Annotated in this window: 16 protein-coding genes; 5 read left to right on the plus strand and 11 right to left on the minus strand. The window is 66.2% G+C overall.

Features of this window, described 5'->3' with window-relative positions:
• Positions 1-17 precede the first annotated feature (17 nt).
• The 9 genes from rsfS to hflK form a co-directional block, all read right to left on the minus strand.
• Positions 18-452 (minus strand): ribosome silencing factor, encoded by a 435-nt coding sequence (gene rsfS, locus KQH53_17270; GenBank protein MCB2228434.1) that lies wholly within the window; start codon positions 450-452, stop codon positions 18-20.
• A complete protein-coding gene (gene nadD, locus KQH53_17275) occupies positions 449-1,108 on the minus strand; it encodes a nicotinate-nucleotide adenylyltransferase (GenBank protein ID MCB2228435.1) in 660 nt (219 codons plus the stop codon). Before nadD ends, rsfS begins: the two co-directional genes overlap by 4 nt.
• On the minus strand, positions 1,108-2,364 hold the full coding sequence (locus tag KQH53_17280) for a glutamate-5-semialdehyde dehydrogenase (GenBank protein ID MCB2228436.1): 1,257 nt from the start codon (positions 2,362-2,364) through the stop codon (positions 1,108-1,110). Before KQH53_17280 ends, nadD begins: the two co-directional genes overlap by 1 nt.
• The gene (gene proB / locus KQH53_17285) at positions 2,346-3,509 is read right to left on the minus strand and encodes a glutamate 5-kinase (protein MCB2228437.1); all 1,164 of its coding nucleotides are present in this window, start codon (positions 3,507-3,509) and stop codon (positions 2,346-2,348) included. Before proB ends, KQH53_17280 begins: the two co-directional genes overlap by 19 nt.
• Positions 3,502-4,536, minus strand: a complete 1,035-nt coding sequence (obgE, locus tag KQH53_17290; GenBank protein ID MCB2228438.1) for a GTPase ObgE — start codon at positions 4,534-4,536, stop codon at positions 3,502-3,504. The genes proB and obgE overlap by 8 nt, the downstream gene beginning before the upstream one ends.
• Positions 4,537-4,624: 88 nt before the next feature.
• The gene (gene rpmA / locus KQH53_17295) at positions 4,625-4,879 is read right to left on the minus strand and encodes a 50S ribosomal protein L27 (protein MCB2228439.1); all 255 of its coding nucleotides are present in this window, start codon (positions 4,877-4,879) and stop codon (positions 4,625-4,627) included.
• A gap of 29 nt (positions 4,880-4,908) precedes the next feature.
• On the minus strand, positions 4,909-5,220 hold the full coding sequence (gene rplU / locus KQH53_17300) for a 50S ribosomal protein L21 (protein ID MCB2228440.1): 312 nt from the start codon (positions 5,218-5,220) through the stop codon (positions 4,909-4,911).
• A gap of 199 nt (positions 5,221-5,419) precedes the next feature.
• Positions 5,420-6,403 carry a protease modulator HflC gene (gene hflC, locus KQH53_17305; protein ID MCB2228441.1) on the minus strand — a complete coding sequence of 328 codons (984 nt, stop codon included), beginning with the start codon at positions 6,401-6,403 and terminating at the stop codon, positions 5,420-5,422.
• A complete protein-coding gene (hflK, locus tag KQH53_17310; GenBank protein ID MCB2228442.1) occupies positions 6,403-7,452 on the minus strand; it encodes an FtsH protease activity modulator HflK in 1,050 nt (349 codons plus the stop codon). Before hflK ends, hflC begins: the two co-directional genes overlap by 1 nt.
• Before the next feature lie 258 nt (positions 7,453-7,710).
• On the opposite strand from hflK, the gene KQH53_17315 reads away from it, so the two are divergent.
• A complete protein-coding gene (locus tag KQH53_17315; GenBank protein ID MCB2228443.1) occupies positions 7,711-8,547 on the plus strand; it encodes a methylated-DNA--[protein]-cysteine S-methyltransferase in 837 nt (278 codons plus the stop codon).
• Positions 8,548-8,557: 10 nt separating this feature from the next.
• Here KQH53_17315 and KQH53_17320 read toward each other — a convergent pair whose 3' ends face one another.
• Entirely contained in the window at positions 8,558-9,793 is a 1,236-nt protein-coding gene (locus KQH53_17320) for an AmpG family muropeptide MFS transporter (protein ID MCB2228444.1), read from the minus strand.
• A gap of 86 nt (positions 9,794-9,879) precedes the next feature.
• Positions 9,880-10,347 carry a transcription elongation factor GreA gene (gene greA, locus KQH53_17325; GenBank protein ID MCB2228445.1) on the minus strand — a complete coding sequence of 156 codons (468 nt, stop codon included), beginning with the start codon at positions 10,345-10,347 and terminating at the stop codon, positions 9,880-9,882.
• Positions 10,348-10,660: 313 nt separating this feature from the next.
• Here greA and KQH53_17330 point away from each other — a divergent pair, with 313 nt between their 5' ends.
• The 4 genes from KQH53_17330 to KQH53_17345 are packed head-to-tail and all read left to right on the plus strand — an operon-like array spanning position 10,661 to position 13,653.
• Positions 10,661-11,179: a DUF177 domain-containing protein gene (locus KQH53_17330; protein ID MCB2228446.1), complete on the plus strand. Its 519-nt coding sequence runs from the start codon at positions 10,661-10,663 to the stop codon at positions 11,177-11,179.
• Between the two features lie 50 nt (positions 11,180-11,229).
• The gene (gene rpmF, locus KQH53_17335) at positions 11,230-11,409 is read left to right on the plus strand and encodes a 50S ribosomal protein L32 (protein MCB2228447.1); all 180 of its coding nucleotides are present in this window, start codon (positions 11,230-11,232) and stop codon (positions 11,407-11,409) included.
• 13 nt (positions 11,410-11,422) lie between these two features.
• Positions 11,423-12,451: a phosphate acyltransferase PlsX gene (plsX, locus tag KQH53_17340; GenBank protein ID MCB2228448.1), complete on the plus strand. Its 1,029-nt coding sequence runs from the start codon at positions 11,423-11,425 to the stop codon at positions 12,449-12,451.
• Positions 12,452-12,498: 47 nt separating this feature from the next.
• Complete coding sequence (locus KQH53_17345; protein ID MCB2228449.1) at positions 12,499-13,653, plus strand: acyl-CoA dehydrogenase family protein; 1,155 nt, start codon at positions 12,499-12,501, stop codon at positions 13,651-13,653.
• The last annotated feature ends 5 nt before the right edge of the window (positions 13,654-13,658 follow it).

Here is a 13,658-nt window from a genome sequence, read left to right on the forward strand (position 1 = left end):
GGTCTTCTCCAGATGCCTTAGTCGCCCTGCTTTTCGGCCTTATGGGGAACCAGGCCGTCCAGGACAACCGGGTCCAGCTCCACCCGGGGAGCGTCGCCCCACAGGGAGTCCAGGTCGTAAAACTCGCGCACCGGCTGGTGGAAAACGTGCACCACCACCTCGCCGAAGTCCAACAGGATCCAGGTGCCTTCCTTGAACCCCTCGACGCCCAGGGCGGGGCGGCCCGCCTTTTTGAGCACCCGAGCCACATTCTCGCCCACCGAGCTGGCCTGGCGGGTGGAGCGGCCGCTTACCAGGAGGAAGTAGTCGGCATAGCCGGTCAGCGCGCCTACTTCCAAAAGCAGCGGGTCCTCGCCCTTCTTGTCCAGGGCGGCCGCCGCGCAGAGTAGGGCCAGCTCCCGGGGAGTGGCGGGTTTGGGCGGGCGGTTGCGGTTGCGCTGGCTGGTGCTCACCTGGCCTGGCCCTGATCGACGTATAGTTTCATGGATTTAATATAGTCTTCCACCGCCTGGGGTACAAGAAAGCTTATGGAGCGCCCGGTGGCCACCCGGCGCTTGATGTCCGTGCTGGAGATGTCCAACAGGGTGGTGGACATGGGGCGCACCCCGTGTCCGCCGGGCAGGCGGAACCACCCGTTGCCGTCGGGCTCGAAGGCCGGGTCCAGCTCGGTGCGCAGATAGTCCAGCAGGTCCCAGCGGGGCGAGGCCGGCCGGTCCATGACCACGAAGTCGGCCAGCTCCAAGAGGCGGTCCGGCCGATACCAGGAGTGCAGATAGAAAAACTGATCCGTGCCCAACAGGAAGTACAGCTCGTGGCCGGGGTAGTCCAGCTTGAGCTGCTCCAGGGTGTCCACCGTCCGGCTGTGCCCCCCGCGCACCACCTCCAGCTCGCTCACCTCGAACACCGGGTGGTCTTTCACCGCCAGATGCACCATGGCCAAACGGTGGGTAGTGTTGGCCCACACCCGCTTGTTGTGGGGCGGGCTGGCGCAGGGCATGAACAAGACCCGGTCCAGACCCAGCTCCTCGCTCACCTCCTCGGCGGAGCGCAGGTGGGCCATATGGATGGGATCGAAAGTCCCCCCGCAGATCCCCAGCTTTTTGGCCATTAGCCCCGCACCTGGCCGTCGCCGTAAGCGATGAACTTGGTGGTGGTCAGCTCGGTGAGGCCCATGGGCCCGAAGGCGTGCAGCTTGCCGGTGTTGATGCCGATCTCGGCCCCCAGGCCCAGCTCGCCGCCGTCGTTGAAGCGGGTCGAGGCGTTCACCAGCACCAGGGAGGAATCCACGCTGTTGATGAAGCGGCGGCCCCGCTCGTAGTCGCGGGTCACGATGGCCTCGGTGTGCTGGCTGCCGTAGCGGGCGATGTGGTCCATGGCCTCGTCCATGCTCTCCACCACCTTGACCGACAGGATCAGGTCCTCGTACTCGGTGGGCCAGTCTTCTTCCGTGGCGGGCACCGCGCCGGGCACCAGCTCCAGGGTGCGGGGGCAGCCGCGCAGCTCGGTGCCCTGGGCCATGAGCGCCTCGGCCGCCTGGGGCAGGAAGGCCTCCGCCTCGTCGGCGTGCACCAGCATGGTCTCCAAGGCGTTGCACACTCCCGGGCGCTGGCACTTGGCGTTGACCGCGATGTTCACCGCCATGTCCAGGTCCGCGCCCTGGTCCACGTACAGATGGCACACGCCCTTGTAGTGCTTGAGCACCGGGATGGAGCTGTTCTCGGCCACGAAGCGGATGAGCCCCTCGCCGCCTCGGGGGATGATCACGTCCACCAGGCCGTCTTGCTTGAGCAGAGCCATGGTGGCCGCCCGGTCGGTGGTGGGGATCAAACGCGCCGCCGCGCCGGGCAGACCGTTGGCCTCCAGGGCCTGGGAGATCAGCTCGGCCAGGAACAAATTGGAGTTGATGGCCTCCTTGCCGCCTTTCAAGACCACCGCGTTGCCGCTCTTCAGGCACAGCCCGGCCGCGTCCACGGTCACGTTGGGCCGCGACTCGTAGATGAAACCGATGACCCCCAGGGGGATGCGCTGGCGGCCCACCAGCAGGCCGTTGGGGCGGCGCTGCATGCCGGTGACCTCGCCCACCGGGTCGGGCAGGGCGGCCACCTCGCGCAGGCCCTGGGCCATGGAGGCGATGACCTGGTCCGAAAGGGTGAGGCGGTCCAGGAAGGCCGCGCTCATGCCGCTTTCCCGGCCCGCGGCCAGGTCCTTGGCGTTGATTTCCTGGATGGCGGGCGCGTTGGCCTCCAGGGCTTCGGCCAGGCTAAGTAGGGCCTGGTTCTTAACCCCGCTGGGGGCCACGGCCAGGGCCCGCGCCGCTTGGCGCGCCTCCCGGCACAGCTCGCTTACTAGCTGCTCAACAGACATGCCACGCTCTCCTCGTCCTCCAGGTCGAACATCACCAAATTGTCGCGGTGGATCACCTCGTCGTAATCCTTGTAGCCCAGGCGGCTCTCGATCTCGTCCGAGCGAAGGCCCATGATCTGCTCCAGCTCCTCGCTGGCGTAGTTGGTCAGCCCCACCCCGATGACCGTCTCGCCGGGCCCCAGCACCCGCACCGCCGCCCCGGCCAGGAAAGAGCCCCGCACCGCGCGGATGCCCGCGGCCAACAGGCTCTTGCCCTTTTCGCACAGGGGCCGCACCGCGCCTTCGTCCACCACCAGCTCGCCGGCGGGCTCGGAGTCAAAGGCGATCCAGGCCTTGCGCCGGGACAGGGGCTCGTGGTGGGGCAGGAACAGGGTGCCCCGCATTTCGCCGGCGGTCAACTCGTCCAGGATGCCGTCCACCGTGCCGTTGGCCACGATGGTGGCAGCGCCGCAGCGGGCGGCCTTCTCGGCGGCCTTCACCTTGCTGAGCACCCCGCCGCGCCCCACCGAGCCGGGCTGGGAGCTGGCGGCCTGCAAAAGCTCGTGGGTCACCTTCTCCACCCGGGGGATCAGCCTGGCCTCGGGGTTGCTGCGGGGGTCGGCGTCCAGGATGCCTTCCACGTTGGTCAGGTTGACCAAGAGGTCCGCGGCCAGCAGGTTGGTCAGGGTGGCGGCCAGGTTGTCGTTGTCGCCCAGCTTGATCTCGGCCACGGCCACGGTGTCGTTCTCGTTGACGATGGGCAAGACCCCCCAGTCCAGCAAGGTGAACAGGGTGTTGCGCGCGTTGAGGTAGCGCTTGCGCCGGTGCAGGTCCCCGCCGGTGAGAAGCACCTGGGCCACCTTGACCCCGTGCTCGGCAAAGGCGTCCTCATAGGCCTGCATGAGCCGCGATTGGCCCAGGGCGGCGGCGGCCTGCTTTTCGGGGATGGAGGAAGGCACGAAGCCGGGCCGAAGCTTGGCGGCGCCGCTGGACACCGCGCCGGAGGACACCAGCACCACCTGGCGGCCGCTGGCCAGCAAGCGGGCGATCTGCCCGGCCAGCTGGCCCACCCGGTTGAGGTCCAGACCCTGGGAGCCGGTCAGCACCCCGGAGCCCACCTTTACCACCACGCGGCGGCTGGCCTGAATGATCTCGGCCCTATTCACCGCTCTCCTCCTCTTCGGCGGGCTCTTCCTCTGGGGCCATGGCCGCCAAACGATCGGCCAGCTCCTCCATGAGCCCGGGCACTCCCTCGCCCTCCATGGCGCTGATGGGCCACACGGCCAGGCCCGCCTCTTGGCAGGTTTGTCGGAAGGCGGGCAGATTCTCCTGCGCGGCCTCCAGGTCCATCTTGTTGGCCGCCACCAGCCCGGCCCGCTCGGCCAGGGCGGGGTCGTAGGCCCTGAGCTCCTCGCGCACGGTCCACAGGTCCGCCGCCGGGTCCTCGCCGCTCAGGTCCACCACGAACAAAAACAGCCTGGTGCGCTCCACGTGCTTGAGAAAGCGCAGCCCCAGACCCGCGCCCTCGTGAGCCCCGGCCACCAGGCCGGGCACGTCGGCGATGGTGAAGGGCGCGCGCTCTTCCAACTGTACCACCCCCAGGTTGGGGGTCAGGGTAGTAAATGGATAGTCCGCCACCTTGGGCCGCGCCGCGCTGGCCGCGCTGATCAGGCTGGACTTGCCCGCGTTGGGCAGGCCCACCAGGCCCACCTCGGCCAGGAGCTTCAGCTCCAGGCGAAGGGTGCGCTTGACGCCTTCCTCGCCGGGCTGGGCGAAGCGGGGGGCGCGGTTGGTGCTGGTGGCGAAGTGGGCGTTGCCCTTGCCGCCCCGGCCGCCGGTGGCCACCGCCACCTCCTGGCCGTCGGCGCTGAGGTCGGCCACCAGCTCGCCGGTGTCCACGTCGTAGACTTCGGTGCCCACCGGCACCTTGACCAGCTTGTCCTCGCCGGCCTTGCCGTACTTGTTGGAGCCTTGGCCGTGGGTGCCGCGTTGGGCCCGAAAATGTCTGAGATAGCTGTGGTCGGAAAGGGTGGTGACGCGGTTGCTGGCCCGCAAGATGACATGGCCGCCCCGGCCGCCGTCGCCGCCGTCGGGGCCGCCTTTTGGCCGGAAGCGCTCGCGCAGGAAACTGACGCAGCCGTTGCCGCCGTCGCCTGCCGCCACCTCGATGATGGCCTCGTCCACGAAGCGCATGACTACTGCCCCGGCGCCGGGGTTAAAAAAAAGCCAAGGGCGGCCCGGGCGCCATCAGCGCCGCCACGGCCGCCCCAACAAAGGCCTCTTAAGCGGGATAAACGCTGACCTGCTTGCGGTCGCGGCCCAGCCTTTCGAACTTCACCGTGCCTTCGATGGTGGCGAAGATGGTGTAGTCGCGGCCCATGCCCACGCCCTTGCCGGGGTGGATCTTGGTGCCGCACTGGCGCACGATGATGCTGCCGGCCGTAACCAGCTTGCCCTCGCCGCTCTTGATGCCCAGCCTCTTGCCCGCGGTGTCGCGGCCGTTGCGCGAGCTGCCGCCTGCTTTTTTATGAGCCATGGTTCGACTCCCCGAATGCTAAAGCGGCCCTAGGCCGAGATTTCGTTGATACGCACCGCAGTGAAGTGCTGGCGATGGCCCCGCTTGACCTGGTAGCCCTTGCGCCGCTTCTTCTTGAACACGGTGACCTTCTTGGCCTTGCCCTGCTCAAGGATGGTGGCCTTGATGCTGGCGCCGTCGATGTAGGGCTGACCGATGGTGGGCTCGCCCTCGCCGCCCAGCATGAGCACCGGAGCAAGCTCCACGGTGTCGCCCACTTCGCCGGCGAGCTTTTCCAAGCGGAGCACTTGGCCCGCTTCAACTTTGTATTGTTTACCGCCAGTGGCGATTACCGCGTACATGGGAGAGCACCTCCAAAAATTAAGAAGGTGAAGTATAGCAAAAGTCTAGGCCCTGTCAAGGGATGCGCCACCCTGCGTGGCGCGGTGTTTGCCATTGATACACCAGGGGAGGTGGTCGCGCAAGCCTTTGGCCTCAAAATAAAAGCCGGGCCACCGCGTGGATTGCGCGGCGGCCCGGCGGGGTTACGAATCTAGAGCCCTACTTGGGGGCCCTGAGGTACTTGTAGAAGTCGCTGTCCGTGGACAGGATCAGGTCGGTGCGCTGGCCGTCCTCGGCGCCGTAGGCCTCCAGGGTCTTGAACAGCGCGAAGAACTCCGCGTCGCGGCCATAGGCCTGGCCGTAGATGCTGGTGGCCTTGGCGTCGGCCTGGCCCTCGATCTTCTGGGCCTTCTTGTAGGCCTCGGAGCGGATGCGGGCCAGCTCCTTCTGCATCTGGCCCAGGATGCGGCGCTTTTCGCCCTCGCCCTCGGAGCGGTACTGGCTGGCGATGCGCTTGCGCTCGGAGATCATGCGCTCAAACACCTGTTTCTGCACGCTTTCCACGTAGTTGATGCGCTTGATCTCGATGTCCACCACCTCGATGCCGTACTGAGGGGTCAGCTTGGCCGCCTCGGCCAACATGCTCCGGGTGATGGTCTTGCGCCCAATCTTGACCTCTTTGTCGATGCGCGCCTGGTCGTCCTCGGTGCCGGGCACCGGCTTGGCGGTGGGGTAGTTCTCATACCCCGAGGTCTGGGTGCGGTACACCGGCTTCCAGTCGCTGGAGCGCACCAGCTCCACCAGGAGGTTGGAGCTCACCTGGTCGCGCACCACCGAGTCGATGATGTCGTCCAAGCGGCTCAGCGCCCCGCGCTCGGTGGACACGGTCTGCAAGAAGCGCAACGGGTCGGTGATGCGCCAGCGGGCGGTGGTGTCCACCCAGATGTATTTTTTGTCCCGGGTGGGGATCTGGTTGGGCGAGCCGTCCCACTTCAACAGGCGCTTCTCAAAGGTGTGCACCTCCTGAATCATGGGAATCTTGAAATACATGCCGGCCTGCTGGTAGGGGCCGCCCACCGGCTTGCCGAACTGGGTGAGTATGGCCTGCTTGCCTTCCTTGACAATGAAGAACGAGCCCGAAGCCGTCAACACGGCGATGAGCAGCAGGACGATGATGGGCAGTCCCTTCTTGGCGGCGCTCATCACTTCACCCCCTTTCCGGTGCTCGGCTGAACCCCGGGGGCCAGGTTGAGCATGGGCAGCAGGCTGCGCACGTTCTGGTCCACCACGTAGACCTTGTCCGCCTTGTCGATCATGCGTTGCATGGCCTCCAGGTACAGGCGGCGGCGGGTGACGTCCTTGGCGGTGAGGTAGCTGGCCAAGACATCCTCGAAGCGCTTGGCCTCGCCCTGGGCGCGGTTGATCTTCTCGGTGGCGTAGCCCTCGGCCTCGGTGACCACGCGGGAAGCCTCGCCCAACGCCTTGGGAATCTCGCGGTTATAGGCCTCCTGGGCCTCGTTGATCATGCGCTCCTTTTGCTGGCGCGCCTCGTTGACCTCGTTGAAGGCGGGCTGCACCGGCGGGGGCGGGTTGACGTCCTGGAGCTTGACCGTGACGATCTGCACCCCGGTCTTGTAGGAGTCCAGAAGCGACTGAAGGTCCGTCTGCGCCTTGGCCGCGATCTCCACGCGCTGCAAGGTGAGCACCTGGTCGCTCAGGCGGTTGCCCACGATCTGGCGCATCACCGACTCGGAAAGGTCGCGGATGGCGGCCACGGGGTCGCGCACCGCGAACAGCCACAGGCGCGGGTCGCGGATCTTGTACTGCACGATCCACTTGACCTCGATGACGTTGAGGTCGCCGGTGAGCATCAAGGATTCGTCGGAGTATCCCTTTTCGGAGAAACGGCTGCGGATGCCGGGGTTGATCCCCCGGAAGCCGAACTCCTCCTTGAACACGCGGCCGGTCTTGACGTTGATGGCCTGCTCAATGCCGAAAGGCAGCTTGAAGTGCAGGCCCGGGCCGTTCTCCCGGGAGAAAGCTCCCAAGCGCAACACGATGCCGGTCTCCTCGGGGCCCACGGTGTAATAGGCCGTGGAGCCGAGGATGATGGCGGCGACCACCAACACCACGATCCACAGGCCTTTGGCCCGTTTGAAACCCGGCATTTTGCTCTTGAAATCAGCGATGACCTTGTTCAGGTCGGGCTCCCGGCCGGTCCCCCTTGGTGGGGGAGTCCAGTCCATGGGCATATGCTCACCTCGTAGGGGCTGGGTAGGTAAAAAATACTACAATTACGAAATACTATCAGCCACCCGGCGGGGGGGCAAGGTATTCCGGGCAGCCGGGCGGGCAAGGCAATATGGCCCCGCCTCTTGATCGCGGGGGCTCTGGGCCGCGATTCCTCTTTAAATCACGGCTTGCGCAAGAATCGGATTGGTCTGGTCCCGCCTTGCAGGCATGCTAAGGGTCGAAGCGGAGGTGAAGGGGGTACAGGAGGAATTAAGCCCATGGACCGGGATTACCAACGCATCGAGCAGGCCATCGCCTATTTGGAAGAGCATGCGCCGGAGCAGCCCAGCCTGTCCCAAACCGCCGCCGCCCTGAGGCTGAGCCCTTTTCATTTTCAGCGGCTTTTCAAGCGTTACGCCGGGGTCAGCCCCAAGCGTTTCCTGCAATTTTGCACCGCCCAGGAGGCCCGCCGCCTTCTCGGGCAATCCACGCCCGTGTTGGAGGCTGCCTTTGAGCTGGGGCTGTCCTCGCCCAGCCGGCTGCACGATCTAACCCTGACGGTGTATGCCCTCACTCCGGGCGAGGTGGCCCTGGCCGGAGCGGGAATCGAAATACGCCACGGCTTTCACGACACCCCCTTTGGCCGTTGCCTCCTGGGGCTGAGCCCCCGGGGAGTGTGCTGGCTTTCTTTCGGCGACGCTGGGGATGACAAGCAAGCCTTGCAAGACTTGGCGCGGTGCTGGCCCAAGGCCGACTTGCGCCGGGACCAGAAGGCCACCGCGCCGGTGGTGGCCCGGATTTTTCAACCCCAGGAAGACCAGGCGGCCGCCCCCCTGCCTCTGCTGCTCAAGGGCAGCAACTTTCAGCTTCAGGTGTGGCAGGCCCTGCTGCGCATCCCCTCGGGGGCCTTCACCACCTATGGCGACCTGGCCCAACGCCTGGGGCGGCCGGGCGCGGCCCGGGCCGTGGGCAATGCGGCCGGGGCCAATTCCATCGCCTACCTGATCCCCTGTCACCGGGTTCTGCGCTCCAGCGGAGCCCTGGGCGGCTACCGCTGGGGGATGCAGCGCAAAAAGGTGATGATAGCCCGCGAGGCGGCCCGGATATCGGGTTAGGCGAGGCCGCTCAGGCGTCCACCTTTTGGGGCGGGCGCTTGGCCGGGGCGTACTTGACCAGGAGAATCAGGCCCGGGATGGCCGCCAGGGTGCAGAAAATGAAGAAGCCCGGCCAGCCCATGTACTGGGCCATCCAGCCGGTGGGCGCGCTGGCCACCACCCGGGGGATGCCGATGAGGCTGGAGAGCAGGGCGTACTGGGTGGCGGTAAAGCGCTTGTCGGTGAGGGTGGCCATGAAGGCCAGGAAGGCCGCCGTGCCCATGCCCGAGGCAAGGTTCTCAAAGGCGATCACCGCGGCCAAGGCCCATATCTGGTGGCCGATGTAGGCCAGGGCCGCGAAGCCGGCGGTGGAGACCGCTTGCAGAATGCCGAAAATCCACAGGCAGCGCCGGATGCCCAGCTTGAGGATCACCACCCCGCCGAACAGCCCGCCGCCCACCGTGGCCCAAAAGCCGAATAGCTTGACCACCGCCCCGATCTCGCTGTTGGTGAAGCCGGTGTCCAGGTAAAAGGGGATGGTCATGGTTGAGGCCATGGAGTCGCCGATTTTATATAGAAGCACGAAGGCCAGCAGGCCCAAGGCCCCGGAGCGTTGGAAATACTCCACAAAGGGCTCGATCACCGCGTCCCTGAGGCTGGTGGGGGTGCCCCCGGGATGGGGCGGTTCGCGGCAGAGCAGGGTGGTGATGATGCCCACGCCCATGGCCGCGGCCATGATCATGTAAACCTGGGTGAAGCCGATGTGGTCGGCCATGATCATGCCCCCGCCGCTGGCCAGGAGCATGCCCACCCGGTAGCCGTTCACGTACAGCGAGGAGCCCAGGCCCAGCTCCTCGTCGCTCAGGTCCTCCCGGCGGTAGGCGTCCACCACGATGTCTTGCGAGGCGCTGAAAAAGGTGACCAGCAGGGCCACCAGGGCCAGCACGGTGGGGGCCTTGGCCGGTTCGCTGAAGCCCAGGGCCACGATGGCCCCGGTGAGGAGCACCTGGGCCACCAGCAGCCAGCCCCGCCGCCGCCCCAGGAAGGGCAGGGTGTAGCGGTCCACCAGGGGGGCCCAAAGGAACTTGAGGGTGTAGGGCAGGCCCACCAGGGCCATGAGCCCGATGGTGGCCAGGTCCACGCCCTGGGCGCGCATCCAGGCCTGCAAGAGGGAGATGGTTAGGAGCAGGGGCAGGCCGCAACTGAAGCCCATGAGCAGGGCCACCAGCATGCGGGGGCTGAATATCTGCCGGATGATGCCGGGCATGGCTCAGCCCCGCCGCCGTGGCGGCTCAAGGTTGTTGCGATTTTCCGGGATGTGAACGCGCGGGAGCTGGGGCGCGGCGGTCCTCATCACTCTACGCTGACGATCTCCAGCAGGCGGACGCCGCCCGGGGTGCGCACCGAGACCTCCTCGCCCTCTTCCTTGCCCAACAGGGCCTGGCCGATGGGAGAGGTCATGGAGATGCGTCCGGCGGTGGCGTCGCTCTCGGCCTCGCCCACGATCTGGTAGGAGAACTCCACGTCCCCGTCCACGTCGTAGACCGTGAAGCGACAGCCGAAGACCACCCGGCCGTTGGGGTCGGGCAGGGGATCAACAATCTCGGCCACGGCCAAGAGGTTCTTGATCTCGGCGATCTTGCTCATGATTATGGCGTTGCGCTCTTTGGCGGCGTGGTACTCGGCGTTTTCCGAGAGGTCGCCGTGGGCCCGGGCCTCTTCGATGGCCTTGACGTTGGCCGGAAGGTCCACCTTGCGCAGTTGGTCCAGTTGGTCTTGCAGACTTTTGTGGCCCTCGCGGGTGAGTAGGGTGCGCGACACCGTAACTCCTTACCTGGGGCGGCCCTAAAAAATAAACGGGCAGCCGGGGTTCAAGAAACGGCGCGGACGAAAGCGTCCGCGCCGCCGTGAAAAGGAGTATAACACCAACCTCCCGCCTACTCAACGCCGCCCTTTGTTCAAGCGCGGGGCCAACTTGTTAAGACCGGGGGGCGATGTTATACTAGGCCTCCTGTTCTTGGAGGGGTGGACCGGGGAACCCCCTGAAAGCCCTGGAGCATTTTGCCCCGGCTGAGGCTTGACAGCCGGGGCGGTTTGCTATAGTCAACAGCAGGCCCCAAAGGTGGTCGGACTAATGAAGATCGCGGTGAAGGACATTCAGCCGGAAGGCCTCGCCGTAAACTTCAGCGATAATGCCGCTCAACCGGGGGACCTGGGTCCGCAGGTGGAGGCCATAGCACAAGCGCCCCGGGCCGAGCTTCGCCTGGAACGCGAGGGCGATCTGGTCTTTGCCAAGGGCAGCTACGCCGCGGAGCTGGTGCTGGCGTGCAGCCGGTGCCTGGGGCCCGCGCCCCTGGGCCTGGAGGGCACGGTGGACTGGACCTTCCGGCCCCTGCCCGAGGACGCGCCCGAGGAGTTGCGCCTGGCCGGCGAGGAGATGGAGCTGTCGTTTTATAAAGACGGTGTCATCGACCTGGCCCAGGCCCTTCGGGACGAGTTGGGCCTGGCCCTGCCCATGGCCCCCTTGTGCAGCCAGGCCTGCCCGGGCCTGTGCCCCGTGTGCGGCAAGCCCATTGAAGAGGGCAAGGCCTGCTGCGCCGAAGAGAAGATCGACCCCCGCTGGGCCAAGCTGGCCCAGTTGAAAAAAGAGTGAGTTTGCAACCAACGCGGCACGACCGCGATTAAAGCCGGAGACATTAGAAAATGGCCGTTCCCAAAAGACGTCATTCCACCACCCGCGGCAAAAAGCGGCGCTCCCACGACGCCATCGCCCTGCCCAACACCGTGGCCTGCCCTCAGTGCGGCGAGCCCAAGATGCCCCACCGGGTGTGCCCTTCCTGCGGCACCTACAAGGGGCGCCAGGCGGTGCAGACCGAGGAGTAGGTACTAACTTCTCATGCGCATAGCCCTGGACGGTATGGGGGGCGACAAGGCCCCTGAAGCGGTGGTCAAGGGAGCGGTGCGCGCCCTGAGCGAGAACCCGTCGGATGTGGAAATCATCCTGGTGGGCCAGCCCGAAGCGCTGGAGCCGCTCTTGGAGCGCGAGAGCTACCCCAGCGACCGCCTACATCTGCATCCGGCCACCCAGGTGGTGGCCATGGACGCCTCGCCGGGCACCGCGCTCCGGCGCTTGCCTGATTCCAGCATCCGGGTCTGCTACGACCTGCACAAGAGCGGCGAGGCCGACGCGGTGATCAGCGCGGGCAACTCCGGCGCGGTCATGGCCCTGGGCGTGGTGATCATGGGCCGCTTGGCCGAGGTGGACCGCCCGGCCCTGGCCTCGGTGTTCCCGGCCCTCAAAGGAGCCACCCTGCTCATCGACGTGGGGGCCAACGTGGATTGCACCCCGTTGATGCTCCTCCAGTTCGGCTACATGGGCAGCGTGTACGCCGAAAAGGTCATGGGAGTGCCCTCGCCCAAGGTGGGGTTGTTGTCCATCGGCGAGGAGCCGGGCAAGGGCAACACCGTGGTCAAGCAGGCCGCCGAGCATCTGAACAACAGCGGCCTGAACTTCATCGGCAACGTGGAAGGCCGCGACATGTTCGTGGGCGAAACCCAAGTGATCGTTTGCGACGGTTTCGTGGGCAACGTCTGCATCAAGCTGGTGGAAGGCTTCGCCGACACCTTTGAGTATTTTTTCCGGGAATACATGTCCCACAGCATCAAGGGCCGCCTGGGCGGCCTGTTGCTGCGCGAACAGTTCCGCGACGTGGCCAGCCGCCTGGACTACTCCAACTACGGAGGCGCCCCCCTGCTGGGCATCAACGGGGTCGGGCTCATCGCCCACGGCGCTTCCTCGCCCAAGGCCATAGCCACGGCGGTCAAGGTGGCCGCTGACGCGGTCCGCGCCGAAGTGACCCGCCACCTGGCCGAAGGCCTGGAGCAATACCGCGGCCGCCTGCTGGGGCAGGGCTTCCTCGACTGAGCCCCCTCGCCCCCCGGCGGCAACCATCACTGGGGAGATACGATTCGATGGACTATTTCTTCACCGAAGAGCAGGAGATGATCCGCGACCTTTGCCGGCAGATCGCCGAAGAGCGCATCAAGCCGGTCCGGGCCGAGTTGGATGAAAAAGAGCAGTTCCCCAGCGAGATCATGAAGGCCCTGGCCCAGGCGGACCTGTTCCAGATCATCATCCCCGAGCAGTACGGCGGCTTGGGCGGCGGGTGCCTGGAAAACTGCATCGCGGTGGAAGAGCTTTCCCGCGCCTGCTGCGGCGTGTCCACCAGCTATGCCGCTTCTTTCCTGGGGGCTTACCCCATCCTGCTCTACGGCTCCGAGGCCCAGAAAGAGAAGTACCTCCCGCTCATCGGCAGCGGTGAGCAGTACTGCGCCTTCGCCCTCACCGAGTCCGCCTCCGGCTCCGACGCGGGCTCCATTGCCACCGAGGCCAAGAAGGACGGCGACTCCTACGTACTGAACGGCTCCAAGCAATGGATCACCAACGGCGGCGAGGCGGGCATCTACACCGTCATCGCCATCACCGACCGCTCCAAGGGGCCCCGTGGGGCCAGCGCCTTTATTGTGGAGGCGGATGACCCCGGCTTCAGTGTGGGCAAGAAAGAGACCAAGCTGGGCATCCGGGCCAGCGCCACGGCCGAGCTGATCTTCAACGACTGCCGCATCCCGGCCGATCGCCTGGTGGGCCGCGAGGGCCTGGGTTTCGTGGTGGCCATGCGCACCTTTGACAAGTCCCGCCCCGGCGTGGGCGCCCAGGCGGTGGGCGTGGCCGCGGGCGCCCTGGACGAGGCCGCGGCCTTTGCCCGCACCCGCAAGCAGTTCGGCAAGCCCATCATCACCTTCCAGGCCGTGGCCCACATGCTGGCCGACATGGCCACCGAGATCGAGGCGGCCCGCGCCCTGGTCTACTGCACGGCGCGTTTCATCGACTCCGGGGCCAAGGACTTCTCCAAGGTCAGCGCCATGGCCAAGGTCTTCCCCTCGGACGTGGCCATGCGGGCCACCACCAACGCGGTGCAGGTCCTGGGCGGCCACGGCTACATGCGCGACTATCCCGTAGAGAAGATGATGCGCGACGCCAAGATCCTGCAAATCTACGAGGGCACCAACCAGATCCAGCGCAACGTCATCGGCCAGGAGCTGAACAAAGAGTACGGGCGCAAGTAGGTTCC

The organism is Desulfarculaceae bacterium (assembly GCA_020444545.1).
In the GTDB taxonomy this organism is placed as follows: Bacteria; Desulfobacterota; Desulfarculia; order Desulfarculales; family Desulfarculaceae; genus Desulfoferula.